Origin of the sequence: Pseudenemella bisphenolivorans, from assembly GCF_051133435.1 — a bacterium.
In the GTDB taxonomy this organism is placed as follows: Bacteria; Actinomycetota; Actinomycetes; order Propionibacteriales; family Propionibacteriaceae; genus JAAYAO01.
In genome coordinates this window covers 173,237-198,515 of the sequence record NZ_JBPGNY010000003.1, presented here as the reverse complement: position 1 = coordinate 198,515, position 25,279 = coordinate 173,237, and the positions used below count along the sequence as shown (strand labels likewise).

Sequence of the window (25,279 nt, the reverse complement as noted above, 5' to 3'; positions counted from 1 at the left end):
GGTCCACGGCCCTGGATCTCGCGGCATGGGCGATCATCCCTGCCGTACTCGCTCTGGGCCTCACCGCCGCGATTGCACTCCGGACGGTAAGAACCCGGAATCGGGACGGCGAGGCGGTCTGCTGTACCTGACCGGGGGGCGACGTCAGGGCGCTGTGTGTCCGCCGCTCAGCCGTGGGTGTCGGACAGCCATCCGATCACGTCTGCGGCTCGGCCTGTGGGGGCGTTGCGGTAGCCGGTGCCTGCCCAGAGATGCAGCCGTTCCGTGTCGCCTCTTCGTCCGGCGGCTTGCCGCAGCTCGCGGGTCAGATGATGGACGGCGGGGTAGGCGTTGATCGCCGAGTCGGTGTGTCGGTCGGTGAAACCGTTACGCAGGGCTCGTGCCGGTCGCCCGGTGAACGCCCGGGTGATGACCGTCTCGGTGAATGCCGGATCAGCCAACGCGGATCGATGCGTGGCCGAGGTGCCCGCCTCATCGGTGCGCAACAGCAGAGTGCCGACCGCAACGGCTTCGGCCCCGGCATCGAGCAACTCGCGCACGGCGACCGGCCCGTCAACCCCACCTGCGGCAATCAGCGGCAGAGTGACTACCGATCGAACGTCGCGCACGAGACTGCCGGTCGAGACCTCATCGAGGGGACGTGCCGGGTCGAAGGTGGCACTGTGTCCCCCGGCTGACGGGCCTTGGACGATCAGCCCGTCCACCCCAGCGGTCTGCGCCTCACGGGCCTCCTCAGGTGTGGTGACTGTCGCCAGTACCCGGGAGCCGGCCCTCCGCAGCGCGGTGATCGTCGCCGGGTCGGGCAGGGCGAAGGTCAGGGAGACGACCGGCACTGGTTGCTCGATCAACAGGCGTAGCTTGTCGTCCCAGTGGTCGTCGTCGACAACCGGTTCGGGATCGAGTTCGATGTCGTGGGCGTCGGCTTCGGTTTGGAGCTCTTCGACGTAGCGGTGAAACGCCTGACGGTCGAAATTGCTTGCGCCCGGCGCGAACAGGTTGACCCCGAATCGGTCGGTGCGTCCGCGTACCCGGGCGATGTCGGCAGCCAGGGCATCGGGAGTCCGGTAGCCGCCGGCAAGGAATCCGAACCCGCCCGCCTCGGTGACCGCTGTCACCAGCTCAGGGGTGGTGGGCCCTCCGGCCATCGGAGCGGCCACGATCGGGAGCGGGGCATTCAGCAGGCGCTGGTCGTTCATGGCCTCTCCATTCGTTGCGCCGGTTATAGCAATCTTCCGTCCCTGGGCATGTGGGCACTCAGCCGGCCCGCGACTCGGGTCCGATGAACTCGGCGCCGCGCGGGAGCGAGCGAAACACCTTCTGCGAGTGCCGGTAGGCCGGGTGCCGTGGGGATCACGGGACGCGTGTCCCCGATCGTCTGCGGCAGCTTGTGGGTCAACTCCGGCAGGTGCGCCTGTTCGCGGCCGGCTCTCTGACGGTCTCGCGAGCCACCGTGGCGGCAACAACAAGAATGTCGGAAATGGTGGCAACAGCATGGGGTTGGATGAGCCAGTCCTCAACGCGTACCTCGGTCTCGCGCACCTTCTTCAGGGTACGACCAACCGGTCATCGCGGCTGATGCCACATGCTCGGGCTGAGCGCGCAGGTCACCCCGCGGCTCGGCGGTTTCGCGAGCTGCCGGGTTGGTACGAACGATCAGTACGGGTAGCGGCTCTGCCCATGGTTGACCGAAATCCACTGCTGCGTGGTCAGCTCGTCGATCGTCGCCTGGCCGCTGAGTCGGCCGATACCGGAGTTCTTCTCGCCACCGAAGGGGACGATCGGCTCGTCCGAGATCGTCGAGTCGTTGATGTGCACCATGCCGGTGTCGATGCGACGTGCCAGCCGCACCCCACGCGCGAGATCACGGGTATGGATCGCGCCACTGAGGCCGAAGTCGGTGTCGTTGGCGATCTCGATCGCCTCGTCGTCGGAGTCGAACTCCATCATCACGATGACGGGCCCGAACAACTCTCCTTGGGCGATGTCGTCGCCGGGGGAGACGTTGCCGAGCACGACCGGGCCCAGCACTGTTCCTTCACTGCCGGACCTGACCAACTCGGTCGCTCCGGCAGCGACCGCCGCATCGATACGGGTTTCGAGCCCCCGAACTTCCTTCTCGTTGATCAGCGGGCCGATGATCGTGCCGGGATCGGCCGGATCTCCGACCGGCAACGACGACACCTTCGCAACGAACTTCTCTCGGAACTCCTCGGCAATGCTCGAGTGCACCAACAACCGGTTGGCCGACATGCAGATCTGTCCCTGGTGGGTGAACCGGCTGAACGCCGCGGACTCGACCGCGTAGTCGATGTCGGCGTCCTCCAGAACGATGAAGGCACTGTTGCCGCCGAGTTCGAGAATCGCCTTCTTGAAGTGTCGGGCGCACACCTCGCCGACGTGGCGTCCGACCGGGGCCGACCCGGTGAAAATGTGCGCCCGGGGGATCGGGTGCTCCAGGAAGAAGTCGCCGATCTCGGAGATCTCGGTCACCGTCACGTTGAAGACCCCGGCCGGGAGCCCGGCCTCCTCGAAGATGTCGGCCATCAGCGTGCCGCCGGTGATCGGGGTTTCCTCGTGCGGTTTGAGAACCACCGCGTTTCCGGTCGAAAGGGCAGCGACCACGGGCTTGAGCCCCAGGAAGAAGGGGAAATTGAACGGGCTGATGATGCCCACCACGCCCAGCGCCTTGCGGTACACGAAGTTCTCGGTGTTGGGCACCGGCGACGGGATGATGCTGCCCTGTACCCGGAACCCGGTGGACGCCGCCTCCTTGATCGCGTCGATCGTCAGCCCGATCTCGAAACCCGCCTTCAGGCCCGTCCCGCCGACCTCCTGGATGATCAGGTCGGCGATCTCATCGCGCCTACGCTCCACGATGGCCGCAGCCTTCTCGAAGACGCCGCGCCGCTCGTAGGTCGACATCGCCTCCCAGCCGGGTTGCGCCTTCTTCGCCGCCGCATAGGCGTTGTCGATGTCGGACTCCGTGGCGATCGCGAAACTGCCGATCTCTGCATTCGAGTAAGGGTTTCGGACGGTGAGCCGGGCGCTGCCGCTGCCATCGCACCACTGTCCGTCGATGTACTGCTTGGTGAGCTTGGTGAGATCCATGAGGGAGCGCCTCTCCTGGTCCGGGCGTGCTGGGATCGTTCCAGGCTATGGACAAAGCGCCGGAACAGGCGTTACCCGAACGGGGACTTTCGCCGGTTCGTGAACCGGGCCTGCCGGACAACTCGTGACGTGTCGGGTGCCGACTGCCTGCGCGTCAGGCCCGATAGGGCTGCAGCACTTGGTTGAACCGTGCCTTGAGCGACTCCACCAGGGCGCCGTCGCGATGGATGGCCCAGCTGATCATCGCGCCGTGATAGGTGACCTCGAGCAACTCCGCCAGCGCCACGGGGTCCACGTCCGCCTTGACCTCGCCATTGCTGATGGCTTCGCCCAGCCGCTCGACGATCTTCGTGCGCAGTTCCACAGCTCCTGCCCGGGTGGGTTCGTGAAACTCCTCATCCGCCAACGCGATCTGCAACAGCGAGACCGAGTTGGCCACCTCCTCGGTGGTCGTATCGGTGGCGACGGAGTGGACCATGCCCGCGATCAGGCGATCCAGCGCCGCGCCCTGCGGCGGCACCTCGTCCATGCCGTTCACCCAACGGTCGACGGCCCACCGGTCGGCCTGCAGCAGCAGGGCCCGCTTCGAGCCGAACCGTTGCACCAGCGTCGAGGCGGACAGACCCACCTCCGCGCCGGCAGCGGCCAAGGTGAAGCGCTGCGGCCCGATGCGTTGTACGAGACGCAGCACTCCCTGCAAAACCTGTTCGTCCGCGACGCTTTTGGGCCTCGGCATCAGGACACCGAGTCTTGGTGGGGTGCGGTCGGAAAGCGATACACCGACTGGACGGCACCGTCGACGGTGGTGTGGGAGGAGACGAGCTCTGCAGTCACCGGTTCGGGTACCGGCCCGAACAAAGCAATGCCGTCACCCAGAATCACCGGGACGCGGGTCACGGTGAGTTCAGTGAGCAGTCCGGCCGCCAAGAACGACTGCACCGTCCGGCCACCATCCACATATGCCCGTTCCACCCCGTCCTGCGAGAGCTTGGCACGCAGCGACTGCAGGTCGGGGTGGACGGTGATCGGTGACGAGCCCATGTCGGGGTGCGATCCGGGCGCCAGCGTGGTCGAGAGGACATAAATCGGCATCTGCCGGTAGTAGTCCGGCGCGAGTTCGCGCATCACGTCGTACGTCTCGCGTCCCATGGCCATCGCCTGGACGGATGCGAAGAAGTCGTCGAAGCCGCTGTTGTCGTAAACGGTGAGCCAGTCCAGTTCGCCGTTGGGTCCGGCGATGTAGCCATCGAGGCTGCAGCCGAGGAAGGCGTGGAAGGATGCCATCCCGACAAGATAAACGAATGTACGTTTATCTTCAACGGTTCCAGGCATGCGTCTTGGAGTTGGGGTCCCGCCAGGGCGCCACGTGAGGTTGCTCCATCGAAGGCGCTGACCGGGGCGGCGCGGCCATCATGGTGATGCCGGCCGGTCCGGGAGCGGGAGGCCCGTCGGTATCGGACGGCGGTGCCTTCGGGCTGTCGGCGAGCTTGAGCCAGATGACTCCGGCGATGATCACCGCGAGCCAGAACCCCTTGGTCGGGGTCAACGTTTCGTCGAAGAACACCGGGCCCAGCACGGCTGCGCCGACGGCGCCGATGCCCGCCCACACGGCATAGCCGATGCCGACGTCGATCTTCTTCAGGGCAACGCTGAGAAAGAACAGGGTGGCGAGGAAGAACGCCACGGCGATGGCCGACCAGAGTGGTTGGGTGAAGCCGACGCTGCCGTTGACGCTCAAGGCGTAGCCGACCTCGAAGCCGCCGGCGATGAGCAGGGCGATCCAGGCGCCACTCTTGCGGACGGTGGCCGGAGTCGGGACGGAAGTGGAGGTGGTCATGGGTAGATCCCTTCAGGGGGTGGGGTGGGGGTCAGAGGGTTCCGGCGAGGTTCAGTCCGACGACGCCGCCGATGACGACGGCGATGCCGATCAACTTGCGCCAGGTGAGCTGTTGGGCGAAGAACAATGCGCCGCTGATGACGATCCCGACGCCGGCCAGTGAGGTCCACAGGGCGTAACCCACGCCGACATCGAAGGTCAGCAGGGCCAGGCTCAAGAACAGTGTGGCGATTGCTCCGCTGATCAGGGTGGCGGCCGTCCACCAGCGGTGTTTGAAGCCGTTCGCCTTGCCGGCGGCGAAGGCGACGACGATCTCGAAGACAACGGCAATGCTCAGATGGATCCAGCTCATGGGTGTTCCTTTCGGGTGGCTCAGTCGTGCGGACACGCGACCAGCGGGCTGATCAAAGTGAAAGTGTGTGTACATGCATCTATATGGTCAAGAAAAGAGCCCGCAGGGCACGAGCTGCGGGCGTCAGTGGGCAGTGAGTTCGCTTACCTCCTTCAGTGCCGAGGCGGTGGCAGCGGGGTCCAGGTGCGGAAAATGCTGCGCAGGGTTGCTCAGGAGGTCGGTGAGTCGTTCCTCGTAGGCAGGACGCGCCTGGGTCAGCAGTTCTTCGCCGGCCTTCTCGATGACGGCGTAGACGCCGCGGGCGTCGTCACCGCACACGTCGCGCCGCACCAGTCCCTTGGTCTCCAGTCGGCTCACCAGGCGGGTGGTCGACGTTGAGGTCAACCTGATCCGCTCGGCGAGTACGGCGATGCGCAGTTCCTTGTCAGGGGCGCGGCTGATCGCGGCCAGGGCGCGGTAATCACTCAAGCCGACCCGATGGGTGTCGGTGAGCCATCGGTCGAGGTTCGCGTCCACCGCCGAGACGAAGGTTGCCACACGCGACCAGGTCTCGCCGCAGGCGAGGGTGCCCGGCGATCGATCAGGTAGGTGTGTGTGCATGCACCTATTCTATGGGTGAATCCCCGGAAGTCAAGCGCGGCTTCCGTAACACCCCGCTGCCGTCGGCACGCTACGTCGTGGCCCGAGTCGCGGCGGTCACGTTTTCATACGTCGACGATAGGTGGCCGCTCCTACCATGAGTCCATGCGCGTGTTGGTCGTGGAAGACGAGCCATACATGGCGGAAGCCATTCGTGACGGGCTGCGCCTCGAAGCCATCGCCGCCGACATTGCCGGCGACGGCGATACCGCCTTGGAGATGCTCACCATCAACGACTACGACATCGCTGTTCTGGACCGCGATATTCCGGGTCCCTCCGGCGACGAGGTCGCCCAAAGCATCGTTGCGTCCGGGAGCGGAATCCCGATTCTGATGCTGACCGCGGCCGACCGCCTCGACGACAAGGCGTCCGGCTTTGAACTCGGTGCCGACGATTACCTCACCAAGCCCTTCGAACTGCGCGAACTCGTGCTACGTCTCAGGGCCCTCGATCGGCGTCGAGCCCACACTCGACCGCCGGTGCGTGAGATTGCCGGCCTTCGGGTCGACCCGTTCCGTCGGGAGGTGTACCGCGACGGTCGCTACGTGGCACTGACCCGCAAACAGTTCGCGGTGTTGGAAGTCCTGGTGGGCGCAGAAGGTGGAGTGATCAGAGCCGAAGAACTCCTCGAACGCGCATGGGATGAAAACGCCGACCCATTCACCAATGCTGTCCGCATCACTGTCTCCGCGCTGCGTAAACGCTTGGGCGAGCCGTGGCTGATCATCACTGTGCCCGGTGTCGGTTATCGCATCGCCACGGCCGACACAGATGCTGCGGCCGATGACGCGTAGAAGGCGCGGCCTGAACGTTCGCGTCAAACTGACCCTGAGCTACGTCGGCTTCCTCATGATCGCCGGTGTTCTGCTGCTGACTGCGGTGTGGCTCTTTCTCTTGGGGCAGGATGCCCGAAAGGCCCTGCGACCTCCTAGCCTGGACGATTTCGTCCGGGTGTTCTCCCCGGGCAGTTTCGGTCCGGTGGTGTTCGTCCCCTCGGCGATCATGGTGCTGGGGTTCCTGCTGATCTTCGGCCTGGTCGGTGGGTGGCTCCTGGCAGGACGGATGCTTGCTCCCCTGACACAGATCAATGACGCGACACGTGCGGCAGCACGGGGCTCGCTGTCACATCGCATCGAGATGAGCGGGCGCCGGGACGAGTTTCGCGAACTCGCCGACAGTTTCGACACCATGTTGGCCCGTCTGGAATCCCACGACGCAGAACAGCGACGCTTCGCCGCCAATGCCTCGCACGAACTGCGCACTCCCTTGGCGATCACCCAAACCTTGCTCGATGTCGCCGGTAATGACCCGAACCGCAACGGCGGCGAAATCGATGCGCGGCTCAGGGCCGTCAACTCCCGAGCAATCGAACTGACCGAAGCGCTGCTATTGCTCAGCCGAACCGAGCAGCGATCCTTCGTCCGCGAACCGGTCGACCTGTCCCTGATCGCGGAAGAAGCAGCCGAGAACCTGCTTCCCCTGGCGGAAAAACAGGGCATCACCGTCGAGGTGGCCGGAACCCCGGTGTTCGCCAGTGGCTCGCAGGCACTGCTGCTGCAACTGATCACGAACCTGCTGCACAACGCCATCGCGCACAATCTTGCCGAGCACGGCACAGTGCAGATCACGACTGCAGGTGACATGGAATCGGCCGTGCTCACCATGTCGAACACCGGTGAACGGCTCAGCCCACAGATGGTGGACACCTTCACCGAGCCGTTCCAACGAGGCACCGAACGCGCCCGTGGCGACCATGCGGGCGTCGGCCTCGGTCTGGCGATCGTCAAAGGCATCACCCGAGCCCACAACGGGACGCTCACCCTCAGCCCACGTGTCGAAGGTGGGTTGAACGTCACGGTGCGGCTGCCCCGGGTCGCACCAACGAGGTGAGCGCCGATCACGCCGCCACACTCGACACCGTTGTGATCGGAAAATCGAAGTAGGTGTGCGGGTACGGTTCGTCCATCAGCGTGTAATGCCACCACTCGGGCTCGTAGCTGCTGAATCCGCTGCGTTCCATGATCGTGCGCAACCGCTGACGGTTACGTGCCGCGTCGGACGTGATGCCCTCGGCCGCGTGATGTGAAATCGGATCCATCAAGTCGTGACCTCCACCCATCCGAACGAGCTCCCCGGTGTCCAGGTGGAACAGTGCCAGGTCGACGGTGCTGCCTCGGCTGTGGCCCGAATGCGCGGCGATGTAGCCCTTGGCAAACATCTCGCTGCGGGCGATGTTGGGGTAGTGACGCAGCTTGGTGCGCCCGTCCTCGGGCTCCTGTGACCACTGCTTGAAGCGGTCCACGGCGCGCTGTGGCCGGTAGCCGTCCCACAGCAGCAAACCGAATCCCTGGGACTCGGCGCGTGCTTGGGCGTAACCCAGGGCAGCGCACAGTGCCTTCGTGCCGACGACGCGATTGGCCAGATAACCGTCGACGGGCCGCCCGGTGAAGTTGTCCCAGGTGGCGTACTTGGCGTCCCACCTGATGCCGGGCACGAACTCGTCGATGAACACGAAATCCGGGTTCATCGCTTCGCCTCCTGCCGGGGCATCGACAACAGTCGGTCGAGCAGGTCGGCCATCGAGATCCCGGAAGCAGCCATCATCCGGGGGTAACGGCTGTAGGAAGTCAGCCCCGGCAAGGTGTTGACCTCGTTCAGCACCACCCGACCGTCTTCGGTGAGGAACAGATCGACACGAGCCAGCCCCGTGCAGCCCATGATCCGATAAATCGCTTTGGCACTCTCGTGGACGAGGCGACGGGACGCCTCGGGAATGTCGGCGGGCACGATGAAGCTCGCGTTCTCGGATCCGGTTTCCGGTGCGTCCTCCTGATGAATCCGGAAGAAGCCGTGGGTGAGCGCCACGCGGTCGACCTCACCGGTGAGCAAGTCGTGGCCCTGGCCGAGGACCGCGCAACCCACCTCGGCTCCGGCCACCGCCTGCTCAATCACCACCTTCGTGTCGTAACGCCGAGCTTCGGCCACCGCCTCGGACAGTTCGTCTTCACCAGTCACCATGGTGACGCCGAAGGAGGAACCGGATCGCGCCGGCTTGACGAACACCGGATACCGGAGACGCTGTGCGTCCGGCTGCTGGTCGGCATCGACCACCCAATACGGCGGCGTCTCGATGCCGGCACTCCGCGCGACCGTGTAGGTCAGCGCCTTGTCCATGCAGACCGCCGACGCCTGGACATCACAGCCCACATAGGGAATGCCGGACAACTCCAACAGCCCCTGAATGGTCCCATCCTCACCGAAGGAGCCATGTAGGACGGGAAACACCACGTCGAGGCGGATCAGCTCGTAGCGACCGTCGTCCAACACCATCAAACCGTGGACGTTTCGGTCCGGTGAGATCACCACCGGCCGAGAGCGTGTATTCGCCCAATCACCCTCGGGGGTATCGCAGAGCCGCCAGGCGCCTTCGGTCGTAATTCCGATCCAGTGGGGTCGGTACCTCGTGGTGTCGAGATGTCGAGCGACCTCGCGTGCGGACTTGACCGACACCGGATGCTCCTCGCCCGTCCCGCCAAAAATGATTCCGACGTCCAGTGCGCTCATGCCGATTCCTTTCGCGCGTAGTTCAGGCAATTGATGAGGCTGTTCTCGACCGTGTCGCGCAGTGCGTGGTCGGTGTAGTAGGCGGTGTGCGGGCTGATCAGAACGTTGGGCATCTGTTGGAGCCGCAGCAACGCCTCGTTCTCGACAGATCGGCCGCGACGATCGGTGTAGAAGATGCCGTCCTCTCCTTCGAGGACGTCCAAGGCAGCTCCCGCCAAGTGACCCTGCTCCAACAGGTGGATCAAGGCTTCGGTTTCGACGAGGGCGCCGCGGCCGGTGTTCACCACGTAGCCACCGGGTTTGATCTGGGCCATTCGGTCGTGGTCGAGCAGGTGGTGGGTCTGTGCGGTCAGCGGAGTGTGCACGGTGACCATGTCGCTGCGTTTCAGCACCTCTCCGAGGGGCATCCGGCCCGAACCGACACAACGTCCGTCATGAGCCAGAACCCGGCAGCCGAAGCCCCGCAGTCGACGGATCACGGCGGTCCCGATGCGTCCGGTACCGATGACGCCGACGGTCAGGTCGCGCAGTTCTCGCCCACGCGTGGTGTCCAACCGATAATCGTGGCTGTCGGTGCGGCGGATCAATGGCTTCATCCGGCGCACCGCCATCAACATCAGCATCAACGTGTAGTCGGCGACGCTGTCCGGTGAGTAGTCGACATGACCCACCTCGATGCCGAGGCTCGCCGCGTATCCGGTGGCAATGTGATTGCGCCCAATACTCCTGGTGGAGACGTACTCGACGCCGATTCGGCTCAGCGCATTCAGGGTGTTCTCGGCGACCGGAGTCTTGTGACTCACGCTGACACAGCGGTGTCCCAGGGCCAGATCGGCGTTGACTTCGGTGATCGGGGCGTCGGTGAGTCGTAGCTCCACGTTGAGTCGGTTGGCCAGATCGTCAAATGCTGCTTCCTCGTCCGGGTCGCATCCGAAGGCGGTGAGTGCGCCTGCTCTCCGGCCGAGCGGGATAGGCAGGGTCGGTACTGCATGCAGTTCGTTGAATGTCATGGTTCCAGTCAAGGGAGAACCACGTTGTGAGCCCGTATGGGATTTTCGATATGGGGACGATAAGAGGTGCGCACGCGCCAAGGTGGAGCCGTCGAGGTCGGCTTATCGCCTGTTCTTGGCTTCTCGCCGCCGCAGGTAGAACTGGAAGGCGCGGTACATGGTCGGGCGAAGCGGCAGATCCCACTCCCCGACAGACCTCACCGCGGCACCGCCGGTACCCACCTTGAACTGGGTCAGACCCATGTGTGGATCGTCCGGATCGAGTGTCGAGGTGATGCCGCGGAGGCTGTACCGGTCACAGTCGGCAGCCAGCGCATCGCGGATCATGGCCCACTGGCAGGCGTTCGAACCGCGAACTTCGCGTTTGGCCGTGGCGGATGCGCCGTAGACATACCAAGCGTTGCCACCGACCCGGACGCAGATGCCGGCGGCCACCGGGTCGCCGTCATGACGGGCGAGGTAGAGCTGGATCCGATCGGGCTGTTCGCTTCTCATTGCCGCGAACATGTTCTCGAAGTAGTGCAGTGGTCGGGGCGTGAAGCCGTCCCTCTCGGCAGTATGCACATATAAGGCGTGAAACGCCGCAAGGTCATCGGACACCGTGACCGTGACCCCGGCTGCGGCCGCCTTCTTGATATTGCGTCGCCACAGCTGGTTCATCCCCCCGAGCACGTCTTCGGGCGAGCGGTCTGCCAACGGGACCTCGTAGGTGAACTGTGGTTGACCGCTCCCGAAACCATGTTCGCTGTGCTGAGGGAGCCAGCCGGCGGCCTCGAGTTGATGAGTCACCCAGATCCCCACCGGGTCGCTCCGTGTTGCCGGCAGTTCCGGCAGCGTGGAGATCATCGGGTCGGCGATTCCTCGTTTGACCTCCTCGGCGCTCCAGAGGTGAGTGCGCACCGGTGGATCCAGTCGGACGGCGAAAGCCCCCTGCGCCCGGAGATAGGTGGTCAGGGGAGCGAGCCAACGGCTGACGTCACCGGACCAGTCGATGAGCGGGCCCTGTGGCAGGTAGGCCAGCGTGTAGCGCTTGAGTGCGGGCACCGGCCGGTGCAGGACGAGCGCGGTGCCGACGAGCCGTCCGGCGTCGAACCAGCCGACCAGTTCACTGCGCCACTCGGGTTTCACCTTGGCCCACGCGGGCGTCTGCTGAAAGCTCACATCTCGCCGAGCCCGTGTGAAGGCCATGTGTTCCGGGGTGCCAATGGGCCGAAGGGTCAAAACCACGTCCACCAATCAACGCGGTGCCTTGTTGCGGTGGTGTATCGAATTCTCGATACACGGACGATATGCCGAGGGGTGGCTCACTGTTCGCTGCTGGGGATTTCTCGATACTGCTGGATGTCGTCCCGATCCCGGACGGCGATGCCGAGTGCTCGTAGGTGGTCGCGCGCGTCATCGGCAGCTCCCACCCGGTTGTCAAGCAGGCTCGGTGCCGTGTCCTGAGCAGGTCGTTGATCCGACGATCCAGGCCGTTGCCGCCATCGGTCCACGTGACGTACGCCTTCTCGTGGGGGTCGGAGCGCCCCTGCCACGGGTACCCGCGCACTTCGAAGGCGCGCTGGAGTCGCCCGGCCAGCACCGAGTCGGTCCTGGTGCGCGAGAGTTCGTTCGTCGCCGCATCGGTCACCACGAGGTCTTTGCCGTCGGTGAAGATGCCTCCGATCCGGTCGCGAGCGACGTGCTGCTTGACCTTTCCGGTGGCGATGGTGACGCCGGTGTTCGAGACAGTCACCTCGCCCACGTCCTTGCTCCAGTCATCGGCGAACCACAGCCCCAGGAATGCGCCACCGACGCTGAGGATGGGTGCCACCATCGCTCGCGGAAGGCGGGCTGCGATCTCCAGGGGGCCGGGCGCGCCCCCGACCAGGGAGATCAGCCAGTCCACGACCGGGCCCACGATGAAGGAGGCGCCGAAGCCGGCGGCTGCGCCCGCGAGGCAGAAGGAGATGACCCAGGCCTTTGGGATGGCAACTCGGGTCTCATTGTCAGACATCAGCGGGTTCTCCTGAGCGGTGGGGGCGAGTAAGGTAGCCGAGGGCCGTGCGGCGCAGGTCCTTCACGGGGGAGTGGTCGGGGCGTGCATTCAGGTAGACGGCGTCGACAATCGCCTGCAACCACTTCGCGGCTTCGAACGGATCGAGGCTGGGGTCGATGTCACCCTCCGCGATGCCGCGCGTGATGAGTTCGCTGAGGCCGATCGTGATCACTTCCTCGGTGCGCCTTACCACGTCCAGCAGTTCCGGGTCGTGTTCGATGCGGCGTAGCAGTTCCACGACCAAGCCCGACGCGCTGGGGTCGGCAGCATCCCTGGCGAGTTCGCTGAGCACCTCCAAAATCGCGGGTAGGGCTCGCGGTGCATCGTGGTGCAACGCAATGAGTTGCTGTGCCGCCGGCAGGTCCCGCTCGAAGATCGCCCGAAACACCGCCGGCTTGTCGGTGAAGTAGTAGAAGATCGTCCCCTGGCTGACCCCGACCGCCGCGGCAATGTCGGCCACGCTGGTCGCCTCGAAACCCTTCGTGGCGAAGAGCCGCCCAGCGGTCAGGGCGATTTGTTCCCGTTTCCGTGCGACCCGTTCGGGGTTCACCCGTCCGGCCATCGTGCCCCCTTAGATTAACTGAGTGCTCAGTCAAATAATAGCAGGGGAAGGGTCGGTATCGACGGCCCGCGGCGTCCGGCAGCGAGCACCGTCGTCAGGGACCTATTGGAGGCCGCCCGGGGACCTATCCCGCGCACCCGGCCAGGCAATAGCATTCCGGGCAGCCGGGCAACGATGCCCGGCGAACGACCGAGAGGACAATTCATGCCGAGCCTCCACACCATGGGGCAACAGCAGGATCGCCGCAGTTGGGCCGAGCCTTACAAAATCAAGGCCGTCGAACCGCTGCACATGACCACTCGCACACAACGCGAGACCGCGATCGCCGAAGCCGGTTACAACACCTTCCTACTGCACAGCCGAGATGTGTACATCGACCTGCTCACCGACTCGGGCACCAACGCGATGAGCGACCGCCAGTGGGCGGGCATGATGCTCGGCGACGAGGCCTATGCCGGCAGTGAGAATTTCTACCACCTGGAAGAAACCATCCGCGAGGTCTACGGCTACCGGTACCTCGTCCCGGCCCATCAGGGACGCGGTGCGGAGAACCTGCTGTCGACCACCTTGATCCGCCCGGGCAATCACCTGCCGGGCAATATGTACTTCACCACCACCCGTTACCACCAGGAAGCCAACGGGGCGACCTTCCACGACGTGGTGATCGACGAGGCCCATGACGCCTCGTCCCAGTTCGAGTTCAAGGGCAACGTCGATCTCGACAAGCTGCAGAAGCTGATCGACGAGGTCGGCGCCGACCAGATCCCGTACGTGTGTGTGGCCGCCACGGTCAACATGGCCGGCGGGCAGCCGATCAGCATGACCAACATCAAGGCCGTGCGCGAACTCACCGCCAAGCACAACATCCCGATCTACCTCGACGCGACCCGGGCGGTCGAGAACGCGCTGTTCATCCAGGAGCGCGAGGAGGGCTACGCCGACAAGTCGATCGCCGAGATTCTCAAGGAGTTCTGCTCCTACACCGACGGCGCGACGATGTCGGGCAAGAAGGATCCGCTGGTCAACATCGGTGGTTGGTTGTCGACCAACGACAAGGACGTCTACGACGAGGCCCGCAACCTGGTCGTGGTGTACGAGGGCCTGCACACCTACGGCGGCATGGCCGGACGTGACATGGAAGCGATGGCGATCGGCATCCGCGAATCGATCGACGACGACTACATGAAGTCGCGGGTGGGGCAGGTGCGCTACCTCGGCATGCTGCTGGAGCAGTGGGAGATCCCCTTCGTGAAACCGGTCGGCGGGCACGGCATCTTCCTGGATGCCCGGGCCTTCTACCCGCACCTCGAGCAGGAACAGTTTCCAGCCCAGTCGCTGGCCTGGCAGCTCTACCTCGACTCGGGCATCCGCTCGATGGAGCGTGGCATCGTCTCGGCCGGACGGGATCCCGAAACCGGCGAGCACCGCCGTCCGAAGCTCGAGCTGACCCGCCTGACGATCCCGCGGCGGGTCTACACCCAGGCCCACATGGACGTGGTGGCCGGGGCGGTCAAGCAGTGTTACGACGAGCGGGAGTCGGTGCAGGGTCTGAAGATGGTCTACGAGCCGAAGTATCTGCGGTTCTTCCAAGCCCGCTTCGAACCGCTCCCCTGAACGAAGCGGGCGCGTCGGGACGACCGGCGCGTCCGGCTTCCTCGCATATGCAACCCGAACTCGCTCCTGCGTCACGAACCATGTGACGCAGGAGCGAGTTCGGGTTGCGGGAAGGGGATCGGGTCGCTGGACGCGGAGAGGGCTTCTCTAACCGTAATGAGAACGACTCCCATCTATTAAAGTATTGCGATTTGTTTATATCTATGGTTGACTGGGGTCATGCACAAGGAAGAGGGGCTGGAGCAGGCTGCCGAACTCTTCAAGGTGCTCGGCAACGAGTCACGGCTGTGGCTGGTTCGGATCCTCGAGAGCGAACCGATGACTGTCGGGGCGCTCGCCGAGGCGACCGGAATGTCGCAGCCGCTGGTGTCGCAGCACCTCAAGACACTGCGGCAGGCGGGCCTGGTAACCGCGACCAGGCGCGGTAAGGCAATGATCTACGCCATTGCCGACGAGCACGTCGCCCACGTCGTCGCCGATGCCCTCGTCCATGTGCAGGAACCGATGCCCCATTCCGAGGACTGACCTCAGAAAGCAGGAAGCGCCATGACCGACCACAAGGTGGCAGAACACACCAAGGCCGAGCACGAGCACGGCGAGGGCTGCGGCCACGAGGCCGTCAAGCACGACGACCACGTCGACTACATCCACGACGGCCACCGGCACGCCGAGCACGGAGATCACTACGACGAGTGCCATGCCCCGGCCGAGCACTCCAAGGCCGAGCACGAGCACGGTGAAGGCTGCGGCCACGAGGCCGTCAAGCACGACGACCACGTCGACTACATCCACGACGGCCACCGCCATGCCGAGCACGGAGATCACTACGACGAGCACTGACCGGGCGGGTGCGCGCGAGCGAACCCCTGCTTGACCGACTCGCGAAACAGGGCCGACCCCAGCACGGGGTTCGGCCCTGTCTGTCGTGTGCGGCCGGTACCCATGACATTCGTCATGAGTAGTCGCCGAACCGTAGCGCGGTGGCCCCGACCTCTGTTGTTCTGGTGCCACCAGAGGCAATCGCGAAGGGGTTCACTCATGACCACCGAAAGCCACGAACCACGACCATCCAGCGGACGATCCGCCGGATCCACCGCAATGGCCGGAATCTTCAAGCTCCAGGTGATCGGCGTCAGCGTCGTCGGCGCCATCGCGGTCATCAGCTACATCGTCTCCCACATGGTCTCGGGAGATCTCGCGTCCACCTTGCGCACCGTCGCCTATGTCGCCGCCGCGGTGGCCGCGGTGATCGGTGTGAGCTTCGCCCTGACGGGAGTGATGAAGCGATGAGTCCTTTGCTCTGGGTCATCATGATCGTCGGCGCGCTGGCCGTGCTGAGCTTCTTCGGTTTCGTGATCATCCGCCTGATGCGCGGCCGCCCCGATCCGACCGCCTCCAAGTTGCTGTACACCGCTGCGGTGCTGGGTGTGATCTGTGGCATCTGCGGTGCTCTGCTGGGCTTCGTCGGCTGACAGCCAGGCCTGCAGCAGCCGGAACAGAAAAAGGACGGTGCGGCCGTCCGGGCAATCAACACCCGGACGGCCGCACCGTCTCGTCAGGGGGCCGGCGGTCAGTCGTCGGCACCGTCCGACAGGTCGCGGTACATCTCCTCGGCCTCGCCGGGCTGCAAGCCGTCGTGCACCACGGCGTTGACGGCCTGGATCATCGCCTCGGGACGCGTCCGCTGGAAGATGTTGCGACCCATGTCCACCCCGGCGGCACCCGCATCGATCGCCCGACGAGCCATCGTGAGCGCGTCGCCGATCGGCAGCTTCTTGCCGCCGGCCATGATGATCGGCACCGGGCAGGCCGCGGTGACCTTCTCGAAGTCGTCGCAGTAGTAGGTCTTCACCATCTGGGCGCCGAACTCGGCGATGATCCGGGTGGCCAAACCGAGGTAGCGCGCGTCGCGCACCAAGTCCCGTCCCACCGCGGTCACACCCAGCACCGGAATGCCGTAGTCGAGGCCGGCATCGATCATCTCGTTGAGGTTCTTGATCGACTGCGTCTCGTGCTCCCCGCCGATAAATACCTGCACCGCGACGGCGGCGGCGTCGATCCGGGCGGCATCGCGCATCTCCATCGCGACGCGTTCGTCGGACAGTTCCTTCAGGATCGAGGGCCCGCCGGAAGCCCGCAGCACCAGGGCGTTGTCACACCCGGCCGGAATGACCGAGCGGATGATGCCGCGGGTCGCCATCAGTGCGTCGGCATGAGGGGCCAGGGGGACGATGTTGAGATCCACCCGCTCCAAGCCGCTGGTGGGCCCCTGGAAGTAGCCGTGATCGAAGGCCAACATCACGGTGCGCCCGTCCTCACGGAAGATGCGGGCCAAGCGGTGTCGGATGCCGAAGTCGAGCTGGCCGGCACCCTTGACATGGAAACCGGGAGTTTCCTGTGGTTGTGACGTCGCGAACTGATCTGCGTCGATATTGCCCTCGAGATCCGCCATGGTCAGTCGTCCTTTCGTTGGGTCGGGAGACTGGGCTTGGGCTGCCCGGGCTCCCAGGGGAGGTTGATGGTGTCGCCCGGGCTGGCCGGTGACTTGATGAACAGCAACCGGAAGAGCCGATCGCTGTTGTTGACGAAGTAGTGCATTTCGTTCGGCGGGCATCGGTACAGATCACCGGGCCGCAACTCGTAGGACTCGGCACAGTCGATCCACAGGGTCGCGGTGCCCTCGATGATGAAGAACGATTCGTCGCAGTGCTCGTGGATGTGGTTGGTCATGGCATCGCCCGGACGCAGCACCAGCACGCCTGTGTCACTGGACGGGTCCTGGATCAGGTAGGCGGGGCCCCAGTCGCCGTGACGCAACTCGACCTCGTCGATGTGACCGTGTTTCATGAACGTGTCCCTTCAGATGATTCGGTCGCTGCCACCATCGATCGGCACCTGTGCGCCGGTGGTGCAGTCGAACAGTGGTCCTGCCATTGCCGCCGCGAGCCGTCCGACGTCCATACTGGTGATCTCGGTGCGCAGCAGATTGCGTCGCTTGTATTCCTCGACGCTCATGCCGTAATGACTGGCCCGCGCCTGCAACAACTCGGGTGACCACAGTCCGGTATCGAAAACGGCGTCGGGGTGCAGCAGATTCACCCGCACGCCGGCGGACGCCCACTCCAGGGCCGCCACCCGGCTCAGTTGGGTCAGGGCGGCCTTCGACGCCGAATAGGCTGCAGCCCCCGGGCCGGGTGCCACCACATTCTTGGACGCGATCACCACCACGTGCCCGTGGTCGGCAGCCAGGGCCAACAACCCGGCCGCGTGGGTGAACAGAGCGGTCACCGCATCGACGTTGACCGCCATCACCTTGCGCCAGGTGGCCAGGTCGAGATCACCCAAATCGGCCGCCGAGGGGAAGACCCCGGCCGCCACAACGATGATGTCGAGCCCGCCGAAACGGAGCACCGCTTCGTCCAGAGCGGCGATGACCGCGGCCTCGTCGGTGACATCGACGCGGTGACCGAACCAGCCCGGCTCGTCGAAGGCGTCAACCACGTCCGGGTTGAGATCCCAGCCGATCACCGCGGCACCGTCGTCCAGCAGGGCGCGGGCGCAGGCTCGGCCGATACCACTGGCCGCACCGGTGACCAGGGCGACCCGGCCGGCCTTGCTCGGCAACCGTCGCCGGGCCGCCTTCTGCTGCTGCAGGGTCCAATACTCGAGGTCGAACACATGGTCATCACCGACCGGCAGGTAACCGCCCAGGCCCTGCGCCCGTTCGATGGCGCCCAAGGTGTGGCGGGCGATGTCGCCGGCCGCCCCGGCCTCCGCCGGCGTGCGTCCGAAGGTCACCAGGCCCAGCTCGGGGTCGATCACCACCCGTGGCGCCGGGTCGAGTTCGACGAACTCCCGGGTGCGGCGGCCGCGGTTCGCGTCGACGTAGCCGCGGTACCGCTCCGCAAAGCCCGCGATATCGCGTCCGAGCAACGGCCAAGGTTTGGTCCAGGTGACGTGATCGGGGGTCAGAGGCCCGGCCTGGGTGGCGGCCAGAAGATCTTCGTCCTGCAACCACGCGGCGATCTGGGGGTCGGCCTGGACCTTGGCAATCAAGGGACGTCCGGCCAGCTCGGCCACGTCCCGGCGCAGTTCGGCCAGTGCCCGCGGGTCGGGGTTCAAGGCGGCCGGATGGGTAACGGGGGATTGTTCCGGCAGGTCGCGAGCCAGTGTCTCCAGGATGCTGTTGTGGCGAGCGAGGGCCTCATCGGCGGTGTTCCCGGCGACGAAGATGCCGTGGTTCAACACGATCACCGCATCGGGGTGCTGTTCGGCCAGCACGGTGCTGATCACCGCCACCAGGTCGGGCCCGGGCATCGCGTAGTCGACCACGGCCACGCGTTCGTCCAGAGCGGCGAGCCGTTGCGCTGCCTGAGGAGAATGCGTGATCGACAACAACAGGTCGGGATGCGAATGCAGCACCCAGGGTTCGGGGAACGCAGCGTGCAGCAGTGATTCGATCGAGGGATCGGGGGCATCGGCCTGCAGCAGTGCGCATCGCAACTCGTTGACGAGCAGGTCGTCGGGCACCACGGTCGGCGGCAGTAACTGTCGCAGTCGTTCCAGTCTCAGGGGAGCGAAGCCGGACGCGGTGACGGTGGCCAGGTCGCTGCCGCTGGCCTTCATCCACATCACCTCGATCGACCGACCGTCGATGTCGGTCGTGGTGGTCTTGTGCGAGGTGTTCCCGCCACCGTGCAACACCACGTCGGGATCGTGGCCGAGTTCGCGCGAGACCCGGATCAGATCGGGCGGACAGAGGTGCATCGCAACAGACATGCCTACCCCTCAAGGACGAATAGTTGTTTTACAACTTAGGCTCGAGGGTTGCGGCTAGTCAAGTGTTGATCAGCTGCGTCGCCGGATGGTGAAGGAGTACCGTCCCTCGATGAAGTACGTCCGCGAGTACAGCAGCACCTGATCGTCGGCGTCGTAATGAAGCTGGTTCAACAGGACGAAGAGCCGGTGCGCCGCGGCCTCGGGGCCCCAGCCGATGTGCTCGGAGTGGATGGCGTGCACCTCTGCGGAGGCGTGGCTGGGGTGGATCCCCAAGGTGTTGCGCAGGAAACCGAAGATGGAACCGTCGAGCGTATTGAGGTCCAGATCCGGGGGGAGCAGTCGGGCCGGCAGCAAGTCGTAGGAATAGGCGACGACCACCCCGTCGGCCAGGATCATTCGGCGCAACTCGACCACTTCGGTATCGCCCGGCACCCCCATGTGCGAGGCCTCATCAGGCAGGACGGGGCGCCTGACGCGGTCTGCGTAGAGCATGCCCGGGGTCTTGCCGGTGGCCCGGATGGATTCGGTGATGCTGTCGAGCTTCTCCAGGCCGGCTTCGATCTGGGTGCTGTTGACGAAGGTGCCGGCCCCGTGCCGGGTGGTGACCAGGCCCAGGGCCTCCAGCTCACGGATCGCATTGCGCACGGTGGGTCGCGATACCCCGAACCGTTGGCTGAGTTCGGTCTCGGTCGGTAGTCGGGCGCCGGGTCGGTGCAGCCCGGCAGCCAACTCGCTGCGCAACTCTTCGCTGATCCGGGCCACCAGAGTGGGGCGACGGCTCATGGGCTCACCTCCTTCACCGGAGTTTAAGGGGCGGCCGCTGGTCGGTGTGGTTCATCCCAACAGGGGTATTGACTCCGCCTGAGTTGACAACTTAGCCTAGTCGTCAGTTGTCGGACAAGGTAGTTCGAGGTGGTTGCCATGGTCTTGGCGGTGGAATGGATAGACGAACCACAGCCGTGCATACGGTTACTGGATCAGACCGTGCTGCCCGGCACGGAGCGCTACCTCGACATCGACACCGTCGACGACCTGGTGGCTGCGATCCAATCTCTGGCGGTTCGCGGGGCCCCCGCCCTGGGCGCGGTCGGCGCCCTGGGTGTGGCGATGGCCATGAACCAGGGTGTCCGGGAGTCGTGGAGTGACGAGAAGCTTCAAGAACGGGTGGACGCCATCCGCAATGCCCGTCCGACAGCGGTGAACCTGATGTGGGGGGTCGACGAGGTCAGGCCCCTGATGGCCGAGGGATACGACGCAGTGCTGGCCGCGGGTCACCGCATCGTGGCCGAGGACGAGGCCGCCAACCGGCAGTTGTCGCGCCTGGGGGCCGATTGGATTCTGGAACGCACCGGTGCCGAGAAGGTGCGCGTGCTCACCCACTGCAATACCGGAGCCCTGGCCACGGCCGGCTGGGGAACCGCCTACGGCATCATTCGCGAACTTCATGAACGTGGACGCCTCGGCATGGTTTATGCCGACGAGACGCGTCCCTTGCTGCAGGGTGCCCGACTGACCAGTTGGGAACTCACCAAGGACGGCATCGACCATGTCGTCCAGGCAGATGGTGCGGCGACCTCCACCATTCTGCGCGGCTTGGTCGATGTGGCGGTGATCGGAGCCGACCGAATCACCGCCAATGGCGATACCGCCAACAAGATCGGGTCCGCGGGCGTGGCACTTGCCTGCGCACGGGCCCAGATCCCCTTCGTTGTCGCGGCTCCGAGCTCCACCGTGGACCTGCAGACCGCAGATGGCAACGACATCCCGATTGAGCAGCGCGATGGTGACGAAGTCCTCCGCATCGCTTCGGTGCGCACCGCACCGGAGGCAGCACGAGGCTTCAACCCGGCCTTCGATGTCACGCCGCATGACGTGATCAGCGCCATCGTCACCGAACAGGGAGTGGTGGAGCCGGCCACAGATCCCGACCCCGAGTTGCTTGCGCGCATTGCGAACTGACTCCCCGCGTCAACGAGGACGCAAAGAGAGGAACCCATGAAGATCAAGAAAGCAATGACATTGGGGCTCGTCGCATTCCTGTCCCTGGGGATGGCGGCCTGTACTCAGGACAACGGTGGTGGCAACGAGGCCACCCCCGAGGAGAATGACAAGGGCAAGGTGGGCGAGGCCAGCGGCGAACTGCCCGAGCCCTTCGCCAGCGGCGACGTCAGAATCGCCATCATTCAGAACACCGGTCAGGGTGACTACTTCCAGCAGTACCTGAACGGCACCCGTCAGCAGGCCGAAGCCCTGAAAATGAAGTTGGACGTCTACGACGCGCAGGGTGACAACGCCACCCAGGCCAGCCAGCTCGATCAGGCGATCGCGGCGAAGCCGCACGGCATCATCGTCCGGCACGGCTTCGGTGACACCTTGTGCCCCGGTGTGAACAAGGCACTGGATCAGGGCATCAAGGTCGTGATCTACGACGTGGAAATCCAGCAGTGCGCACCCCGGGCGATCCAGACCCAGCAGTCGGACAAGGTGATGGCCGAACTCGTCCTCGACCAAATGGTCAAGGAGAACGGCAAGGACATCAACGTCGGTTACGTGAACGTCCGCGGTATTGCCCCGCTCGACCGGCGCCATGCGGTGTGGGAGGAGTACAAGAAGGACAACAACTGGACCGAGAAGTTCTTCACCGGCAAGTACACCGCCTCCACCGCCACCGACACCGCGCCGATGGTCGACAACGCGTTGAAGGCCAACCCGGACGTGACCGCGATTTACGCCCCCTATGACGAGCTCACCAAGGCGACGCTGACGGCGCTGACCCAGAACCCGTCACTGAAGGGCAAGGTCAAGGTCTACGGCGCCGACATCTCGACCGCCGATATCGAGTTGATGGTGGCTGAGGACAGCCCGTGGATGGCCACCGGGGCAACCGACCCGAATGCGATCGGTGCCGCAGTGACCCGGACGCTGGCCCTGGATATCGCCGGGGAAATGGAAGAGGGCGACACCGTCGACTTCCCGCCGATCCTGGTGACCCAGGAGGATCTGCGCTCGGAGAACATCAAGAACATGGATGACCTTCGCAAGGCGAAGCCCGAGCTCAACATCTCCGAAGTGTCGTCTGCCGATTGGATCCCCTCGGTCCAGTTCTGACCCGTTGTGTGGGGCGTCGGTCGTTCGGCGTCCCACACCGAGGGGAGCGAAGTATGAGTACCCCGAATGAACCGGTTGTGCTGCTCGATGGCATCGAGATGGCCTTCGGCACGAACCGAGTGTTGCGCGGTGTCACCCTGCCGTTGCACCGCGGCCGAATCACCGCGCTGCTGGGCGCCAACGGTGCGGGCAAGTCGACCCTGATCAAGATCCTGTCGGGGGTCTACACCGCCACCGGTGGCCGCATCGTCGTCGAGGGCGAGCAGGTCTCCATCGATTCGCCGATGGACGCCACCAAGCGCGGCATCCACACGGTGCACCAGCGGGTCGACGAGAACATCGTTCCCGACCTGAGCGTCGCGGAGAACCTGGTGTTCCCCGAGATCGTGGCCGGCATCGCCTCCTTCGTGGGCTCACCCCGCAGTCGTATTCCCCGGGCCCGGGAGATGCTCAGAAAACTGGGCCTCGAGTGGCCCGACCGGGTACTGATGGCCGACGCCTTCCAACTCTCCATCGCCGACCAGCAACTGCTCCTGCTGGCCAGGGCACTCGACAGTGACCCGAAGGTGTTGGTGTTGGACGAACCCACCTCGACGCTGTCGCACAGCGAGGCCGACCGGCTCTTCCACGTAGTACGCAACCTGCGCGGCCAGGGGGTCGCGATTCTCTACGTCTCGCACCATCTCAACGAGATCCGCGATCTGGCCGACGACTTGGTGGTGCTGCGCGACGGCATCATCTCCGATCGTCAGGACGCGCCGCTGCGAATGGACGAAGCCGTCCGTTCGATGCTCGGCAACGAAGGTGCCGTCGCCGCCGACGAGATCGTCGAACAGCGCGGCACCGATGTCGTGCTCGAACTCAGCGGGGTACAGCTCCTGCCCAGATCCGAGCCGATCGAGTTGAACATTCGAGCCGGGGAAGTGACCGGCATTCTCGGCCTGGTCGGCGCGGGTAAATCCGAACTGGCCCGTGGCATCGTCGGAGCCGAAGCCTGGCGTGCCGGCACCATGCGGCTGGACGGCAAACGCTATGCCCCCCGCCATGTCGGCGACGCGGTTCGACGCGGTATCTACCTCGCCCCCGAGAACAGGGCCGAGGAAGCCATGCTTCCCGGTTGGGACATCGCCCGCACCCTCACCCTCCCATTCATGAACAAGGTCGCCCGCCGCGGGCCCATCGACTTCGCCGCCGAACAACGGCTCGGACGGCGGCTGATCGAGAGTTTCCGGGTCGTCGCGACCAGCCCGCGACAGTCGGTCGATGCGCTTTCGGGCGGCAACCAGCAGAAGGTCGTGGTGGGTCGCTGGCTCGATCACGAACCGCGCCTAATGGTGCTGGATGAGCCGTTCCGAGGTGTCGACATCGGTGCGCGGCGCGAGATCAGCCGCAAGGTGCGCGCGATCGCCGGACGGGGTGCAGCCCTGGTCGTCCTGGCCAGTGACGTCGAAGAAATCCGGGAGGTCGCCGACCGCATCGTCGTCCTTGTCGACGGGGAGATCGCCCTCGACCGTTACACCAGCGAAGTAGACGCCGACGCAATCATGCAGAGCATGTCCCAGGAGGAAGCACACTCGTGAGTACTTCAGAATCGAAGCTGAGCGTGGAGGACGCCGGTGAGGAGCGTCCCCTGGCCGCCATCCGCGACGAGGAGGAACTCACCACCGGCATGCGGATCCGCGATGCGGTGGTCAAGTACGGCTTCATCGTGGTGACGATCGGCCTGTTCATCTTCTTCGCCGCCACCCAACCCGCCTTCCGCACCTCCGACACCATGTTCGCGATGCTGAAGTTCGCCTCGGTGACGGCGATCCTCGGCCTGGGCATGACCTTCGCGATGGTCGTCGGCGGGATGGACCTGTCGATCGGTTCGACCGCCGGCCTGGCGGTGCAGTTGGCCGCGATGACGATGGTCTTCTACAACTTCACCGGCGGTGTCGCGGTCGGCGTGGTACTGGTCGGTGGCCTTTTGGTGGGCCTGGCGAACGCCTTCCTGATCGTGATCTGTCGAATACCCGACCTGCTCGCCACACTCGGCATGATGTTCGTGATCCAGGGTGCCAAGCTGATTCCGGTCAACGGCCAGTCGGTGGCCGCCGGCATGGTGTTGAAGGACGGCACCCCCGCCCCCGGACGGTTCACCTCCGGCTTCCTGCTCATCGACCGCGGCATGATCGGCCCGATCCCGGTTCCGGTGATGATCATGCTGGTGCTGGCCGCGATGACCTGGTTCCTGCTGAGCCGCACCAAGTGGGGACGTCTGATGTACGCGGTCGGCGCCAACCCGGAGGCCGCCCGGCTGTCCGGTGTCCGCGTCGGGCTCTACCGCTCGATGGCTTACGTCCTGTGCAGTCTGTTCGCCTCCATCGGTGGTCTGATCCTGGTTTCGCGGGTCGGCCAGGGAGACGTGAACGCGGGCGCGTCCAGCTTGTTGGAAGCCGTCGCGGTGGCACTGGTGGGCACCTCGGTGCTCGGGCTGGGCAAGCCCAACGCCTGGGGCACGCTGCTCGGTGCGGTGCTGGTCGGGATCGTGCTGACCGGCCTGACGATGATGGGCTTCCCGTACTACGTCCAGGATACCGCCAAGGGCATCGTGTTGCTGCTGGCCCTGCTGTTCTCGTTCACCCTGTCGCGCCGCAAGATGCGCTACACCCCAGCCACTTAACA

At 65.0% G+C, this 25,279-nt stretch carries 28 protein-coding genes and 1 pseudogene; 11 read left to right on the top strand and 18 right to left on the bottom strand.

The window, feature by feature from the left end; genetic code table 11:
• Positions 1-167: 167 nt before the first annotated feature.
• From ACR4XW_RS08445 to ACR4XW_RS08415, 7 genes are all read right to left on the bottom strand, one after another.
• Entirely contained in the window at positions 168-1,196 is a 1,029-nt protein-coding gene (locus tag ACR4XW_RS08445) for a nitronate monooxygenase (RefSeq protein WP_434760107.1), read from the bottom strand.
• Between the two features lie 457 nt (positions 1,197-1,653).
• The gene (locus ACR4XW_RS08440; RefSeq protein ID WP_434760106.1) at positions 1,654-3,108 is read right to left on the bottom strand and encodes an aldehyde dehydrogenase family protein; all 1,455 of its coding nucleotides are present in this window, start codon (positions 3,106-3,108) and stop codon (positions 1,654-1,656) included.
• A 154-nt stretch (positions 3,109-3,262) separates the two neighbouring features.
• The gene (locus ACR4XW_RS08435; RefSeq protein WP_434760105.1) at positions 3,263-3,844 is read right to left on the bottom strand and encodes a TetR/AcrR family transcriptional regulator; all 582 of its coding nucleotides are present in this window, start codon (positions 3,842-3,844) and stop codon (positions 3,263-3,265) included.
• Positions 3,844-4,392: a dihydrofolate reductase family protein gene (locus ACR4XW_RS08430; protein WP_434760104.1), complete on the bottom strand. Its 549-nt coding sequence runs from the start codon at positions 4,390-4,392 to the stop codon at positions 3,844-3,846. Before ACR4XW_RS08430 ends, ACR4XW_RS08435 begins: the two co-directional genes overlap by 1 nt.
• Positions 4,393-4,423: 31 nt before the next feature.
• Entirely contained in the window at positions 4,424-4,945 is a 522-nt protein-coding gene (locus tag ACR4XW_RS08425; RefSeq protein WP_434760103.1) for a DMT family transporter, read from the bottom strand.
• A gap of 31 nt (positions 4,946-4,976) precedes the next feature.
• A complete protein-coding gene (locus tag ACR4XW_RS08420; RefSeq protein ID WP_434760102.1) occupies positions 4,977-5,297 on the bottom strand; it encodes a DMT family transporter in 321 nt (106 codons plus the stop codon).
• A 123-nt stretch (positions 5,298-5,420) separates the two neighbouring features.
• Positions 5,421-5,897, bottom strand: a complete 477-nt coding sequence (locus ACR4XW_RS08415; protein WP_434760101.1) for a MarR family winged helix-turn-helix transcriptional regulator — start codon at positions 5,895-5,897, stop codon at positions 5,421-5,423.
• A gap of 144 nt (positions 5,898-6,041) precedes the next feature.
• Here ACR4XW_RS08415 and ACR4XW_RS08410 point away from each other — a divergent pair, with 144 nt between their 5' ends.
• Positions 6,042-6,731: a response regulator transcription factor gene (locus ACR4XW_RS08410; RefSeq protein WP_434760100.1), complete on the top strand. Its 690-nt coding sequence runs from the start codon at positions 6,042-6,044 to the stop codon at positions 6,729-6,731.
• Positions 6,721-7,827, top strand: coding sequence for a sensor histidine kinase (locus ACR4XW_RS08405; RefSeq protein ID WP_434760099.1), 1,107 nt, complete (start codon positions 6,721-6,723; stop codon positions 7,825-7,827). The genes ACR4XW_RS08410 and ACR4XW_RS08405 overlap by 11 nt, the downstream gene beginning before the upstream one ends.
• Before the next feature lie 7 nt (positions 7,828-7,834).
• Here the strand turns inward: ACR4XW_RS08405 and vanX are convergent, their stop codons facing one another.
• The 7 genes and pseudogenes from vanX to ACR4XW_RS08370 all read right to left on the bottom strand — a co-directional run bounded on the left by vanX (position 7,835) and on the right by ACR4XW_RS08370 (position 13,099).
• Entirely contained in the window at positions 7,835-8,464 is a 630-nt protein-coding gene (vanX, locus tag ACR4XW_RS08400; protein ID WP_434760098.1) for a D-Ala-D-Ala dipeptidase VanX, read from the bottom strand.
• The gene (vanA, locus tag ACR4XW_RS08395; protein ID WP_434760097.1) at positions 8,461-9,501 is read right to left on the bottom strand and encodes a D-alanine--(R)-lactate ligase; all 1,041 of its coding nucleotides are present in this window, start codon (positions 9,499-9,501) and stop codon (positions 8,461-8,463) included. The genes vanX and vanA overlap by 4 nt, the downstream gene beginning before the upstream one ends.
• A complete protein-coding gene (locus tag ACR4XW_RS08390) occupies positions 9,498-10,511 on the bottom strand; it encodes an NAD(P)-dependent oxidoreductase (protein ID WP_434760096.1) in 1,014 nt (337 codons plus the stop codon). The genes vanA and ACR4XW_RS08390 overlap by 4 nt, the downstream gene beginning before the upstream one ends.
• Positions 10,512-10,613: 102 nt before the next feature.
• Positions 10,614-11,738, bottom strand: coding sequence for a lipid II:glycine glycyltransferase FemX (locus tag ACR4XW_RS08385; protein WP_434760095.1), 1,125 nt, complete (start codon positions 11,736-11,738; stop codon positions 10,614-10,616).
• Positions 11,739-11,815: 77 nt separating this feature from the next.
• Complete coding sequence (locus ACR4XW_RS08380) at positions 11,816-11,923, bottom strand: CysS/YqeB C-terminal domain-containing protein (RefSeq protein WP_434760422.1); 108 nt, start codon at positions 11,921-11,923, stop codon at positions 11,816-11,818.
• 128 nt (positions 11,924-12,051) lie between these two features.
• Positions 12,052-12,507: pseudogene (locus tag ACR4XW_RS08375) on the bottom strand (YqeB family protein); the annotation flags it as partial.
• On the bottom strand, positions 12,500-13,099 hold the full coding sequence (locus ACR4XW_RS08370) for a TetR/AcrR family transcriptional regulator (protein WP_434760094.1): 600 nt from the start codon (positions 13,097-13,099) through the stop codon (positions 12,500-12,502). The gene ACR4XW_RS08370 and the pseudogene ACR4XW_RS08375, both read right to left, overlap by 8 nt.
• 216 nt (positions 13,100-13,315) lie before the next feature.
• Here ACR4XW_RS08370 and ACR4XW_RS08365 point away from each other — a divergent pair, with 216 nt between their 5' ends.
• The 5 genes from ACR4XW_RS08365 to ACR4XW_RS08345 all read left to right on the top strand — a co-directional run bounded on the left by ACR4XW_RS08365 (position 13,316) and on the right by ACR4XW_RS08345 (position 16,197).
• Positions 13,316-14,725: a tyrosine phenol-lyase gene (locus tag ACR4XW_RS08365; protein ID WP_434760093.1), complete on the top strand. Its 1,410-nt coding sequence runs from the start codon at positions 13,316-13,318 to the stop codon at positions 14,723-14,725.
• Positions 14,726-14,944: 219 nt separating this feature from the next.
• The gene (locus ACR4XW_RS08360) at positions 14,945-15,250 is read left to right on the top strand and encodes an ArsR/SmtB family transcription factor (RefSeq protein WP_434760092.1); all 306 of its coding nucleotides are present in this window, start codon (positions 14,945-14,947) and stop codon (positions 15,248-15,250) included.
• A gap of 21 nt (positions 15,251-15,271) precedes the next feature.
• Positions 15,272-15,565 (top strand): hypothetical protein, encoded by a 294-nt coding sequence (locus tag ACR4XW_RS08355; protein WP_434760091.1) that lies wholly within the window; start codon positions 15,272-15,274, stop codon positions 15,563-15,565.
• 198 nt (positions 15,566-15,763) lie between these two features.
• Positions 15,764-16,015 (top strand): hypothetical protein, encoded by a 252-nt coding sequence (locus ACR4XW_RS08350; protein ID WP_434760090.1) that lies wholly within the window; start codon positions 15,764-15,766, stop codon positions 16,013-16,015.
• Positions 16,012-16,197: a hypothetical protein gene (locus tag ACR4XW_RS08345; protein ID WP_434760089.1), complete on the top strand. Its 186-nt coding sequence runs from the start codon at positions 16,012-16,014 to the stop codon at positions 16,195-16,197. Before ACR4XW_RS08350 ends, ACR4XW_RS08345 begins: the two co-directional genes overlap by 4 nt.
• 98 nt (positions 16,198-16,295) lie before the next feature.
• Here the strand turns inward: ACR4XW_RS08345 and lsrF are convergent, their stop codons facing one another.
• The 4 genes from lsrF to ACR4XW_RS08325 form a co-directional block, all read right to left on the bottom strand.
• Positions 16,296-17,177: a 3-hydroxy-5-phosphonooxypentane-2,4-dione thiolase gene (gene lsrF, locus ACR4XW_RS08340; protein ID WP_434760088.1), complete on the bottom strand. Its 882-nt coding sequence runs from the start codon at positions 17,175-17,177 to the stop codon at positions 16,296-16,298.
• 2 nt (positions 17,178-17,179) lie between these two features.
• Complete coding sequence (locus ACR4XW_RS08335; protein ID WP_434760087.1) at positions 17,180-17,572, bottom strand: cupin domain-containing protein; 393 nt, start codon at positions 17,570-17,572, stop codon at positions 17,180-17,182.
• A gap of 12 nt (positions 17,573-17,584) precedes the next feature.
• A complete protein-coding gene (locus tag ACR4XW_RS08330; protein WP_434760086.1) occupies positions 17,585-19,504 on the bottom strand; it encodes an SDR family oxidoreductase in 1,920 nt (639 codons plus the stop codon).
• Positions 19,505-19,573: 69 nt separating this feature from the next.
• The gene (locus ACR4XW_RS08325) at positions 19,574-20,287 is read right to left on the bottom strand and encodes a GntR family transcriptional regulator (protein WP_434760085.1); all 714 of its coding nucleotides are present in this window, start codon (positions 20,285-20,287) and stop codon (positions 19,574-19,576) included.
• 138 nt (positions 20,288-20,425) lie between these two features.
• Here ACR4XW_RS08325 and mtnA point away from each other — a divergent pair, with 138 nt between their 5' ends.
• From mtnA to ACR4XW_RS08305, 4 genes are read left to right on the top strand one after another with little or no spacing between them, the layout of a single operon-like run.
• Positions 20,426-21,463: an S-methyl-5-thioribose-1-phosphate isomerase gene (gene mtnA, locus ACR4XW_RS08320; protein WP_434760084.1), complete on the top strand. Its 1,038-nt coding sequence runs from the start codon at positions 20,426-20,428 to the stop codon at positions 21,461-21,463.
• A 36-nt stretch (positions 21,464-21,499) separates the two neighbouring features.
• Positions 21,500-22,612, top strand: coding sequence for a substrate-binding domain-containing protein (locus ACR4XW_RS08315; RefSeq protein ID WP_434760083.1), 1,113 nt, complete (start codon positions 21,500-21,502; stop codon positions 22,610-22,612).
• Positions 22,613-22,665: 53 nt separating this feature from the next.
• The gene (locus ACR4XW_RS08310) at positions 22,666-24,192 is read left to right on the top strand and encodes a sugar ABC transporter ATP-binding protein (RefSeq protein ID WP_434760082.1); all 1,527 of its coding nucleotides are present in this window, start codon (positions 22,666-22,668) and stop codon (positions 24,190-24,192) included.
• A complete protein-coding gene (locus tag ACR4XW_RS08305; protein WP_434760081.1) occupies positions 24,189-25,277 on the top strand; it encodes an ABC transporter permease in 1,089 nt (362 codons plus the stop codon). Before ACR4XW_RS08310 ends, ACR4XW_RS08305 begins: the two co-directional genes overlap by 4 nt.
• The last annotated feature ends 2 nt before the right edge of the window (positions 25,278-25,279 follow it).

What these genes read in the sequence shown, in the direction of transcription:
- ACR4XW_RS08445 (WP_434760107.1), bottom strand. Translation starts at nt 1,196, where the DNA reads ATGAACGACCAGCGCCTGCTGAATGCCCCGCTCCCGATCGTGGCCGCT.
- ACR4XW_RS08440 (WP_434760106.1), bottom strand. Translation starts at nt 3,108, where the DNA reads ATGGATCTCACCAAGCTCACCAAGCAGTACATCGACGGACAGTGGTGC.
- ACR4XW_RS08435 (WP_434760105.1), bottom strand. Translation starts at nt 3,844, where the DNA reads ATGCCGAGGCCCAAAAGCGTCGCGGACGAACAGGTTTTGCAGGGAGTG.
- ACR4XW_RS08430 (WP_434760104.1), bottom strand. Translation starts at nt 4,392, where the DNA reads ATGGCATCCTTCCACGCCTTCCTCGGCTGCAGCCTCGATGGCTACATC.
- ACR4XW_RS08425 (WP_434760103.1), bottom strand. Translation starts at nt 4,945, where the DNA reads ATGACCACCTCCACTTCCGTCCCGACTCCGGCCACCGTCCGCAAGAGT.
- ACR4XW_RS08420 (WP_434760102.1), bottom strand. Translation starts at nt 5,297, where the DNA reads ATGAGCTGGATCCATCTGAGCATTGCCGTTGTCTTCGAGATCGTCGTC.
- ACR4XW_RS08415 (WP_434760101.1), bottom strand. Translation starts at nt 5,897, where the DNA reads ATGCACACACACCTACCTGATCGATCGCCGGGCACCCTCGCCTGCGGC.
- ACR4XW_RS08410 (WP_434760100.1), top strand. Translation starts at nt 6,042, where the DNA reads ATGCGCGTGTTGGTCGTGGAAGACGAGCCATACATGGCGGAAGCCATT.
- ACR4XW_RS08405 (WP_434760099.1), top strand. Translation starts at nt 6,721, where the DNA reads ATGACGCGTAGAAGGCGCGGCCTGAACGTTCGCGTCAAACTGACCCTG.
- vanX (WP_434760098.1), bottom strand. Translation starts at nt 8,464, where the DNA reads ATGAACCCGGATTTCGTGTTCATCGACGAGTTCGTGCCCGGCATCAGG.
- vanA (WP_434760097.1), bottom strand. Translation starts at nt 9,501, where the DNA reads ATGAGCGCACTGGACGTCGGAATCATTTTTGGCGGGACGGGCGAGGAG.
- ACR4XW_RS08390 (WP_434760096.1), bottom strand. Translation starts at nt 10,511, where the DNA reads ATGACATTCAACGAACTGCATGCAGTACCGACCCTGCCTATCCCGCTC.
- ACR4XW_RS08365 (WP_434760093.1), top strand. Translation starts at nt 13,316, where the DNA reads ATGCCGAGCCTCCACACCATGGGGCAACAGCAGGATCGCCGCAGTTGG.
- ACR4XW_RS08360 (WP_434760092.1), top strand. Translation starts at nt 14,945, where the DNA reads ATGCACAAGGAAGAGGGGCTGGAGCAGGCTGCCGAACTCTTCAAGGTG.
- ACR4XW_RS08355 (WP_434760091.1), top strand. Translation starts at nt 15,272, where the DNA reads ATGACCGACCACAAGGTGGCAGAACACACCAAGGCCGAGCACGAGCAC.
- ACR4XW_RS08350 (WP_434760090.1), top strand. Translation starts at nt 15,764, where the DNA reads ATGACCACCGAAAGCCACGAACCACGACCATCCAGCGGACGATCCGCC.
- ACR4XW_RS08345 (WP_434760089.1), top strand. Translation starts at nt 16,012, where the DNA reads ATGAGTCCTTTGCTCTGGGTCATCATGATCGTCGGCGCGCTGGCCGTG.
- lsrF (WP_434760088.1), bottom strand. Translation starts at nt 17,177, where the DNA reads ATGGCGGATCTCGAGGGCAATATCGACGCAGATCAGTTCGCGACGTCA.
- ACR4XW_RS08335 (WP_434760087.1), bottom strand. Translation starts at nt 17,572, where the DNA reads ATGAAACACGGTCACATCGACGAGGTCGAGTTGCGTCACGGCGACTGG.
- ACR4XW_RS08330 (WP_434760086.1), bottom strand. Translation starts at nt 19,504, where the DNA reads ATGTCTGTTGCGATGCACCTCTGTCCGCCCGATCTGATCCGGGTCTCG.
- ACR4XW_RS08325 (WP_434760085.1), bottom strand. Translation starts at nt 20,287, where the DNA reads ATGAGCCGTCGCCCCACTCTGGTGGCCCGGATCAGCGAAGAGTTGCGC.
- mtnA (WP_434760084.1), top strand. Translation starts at nt 20,426, where the DNA reads ATGGTCTTGGCGGTGGAATGGATAGACGAACCACAGCCGTGCATACGG.
- ACR4XW_RS08315 (WP_434760083.1), top strand. Translation starts at nt 21,500, where the DNA reads ATGAAGATCAAGAAAGCAATGACATTGGGGCTCGTCGCATTCCTGTCC.
- ACR4XW_RS08310 (WP_434760082.1), top strand. Translation starts at nt 22,666, where the DNA reads ATGAGTACCCCGAATGAACCGGTTGTGCTGCTCGATGGCATCGAGATG.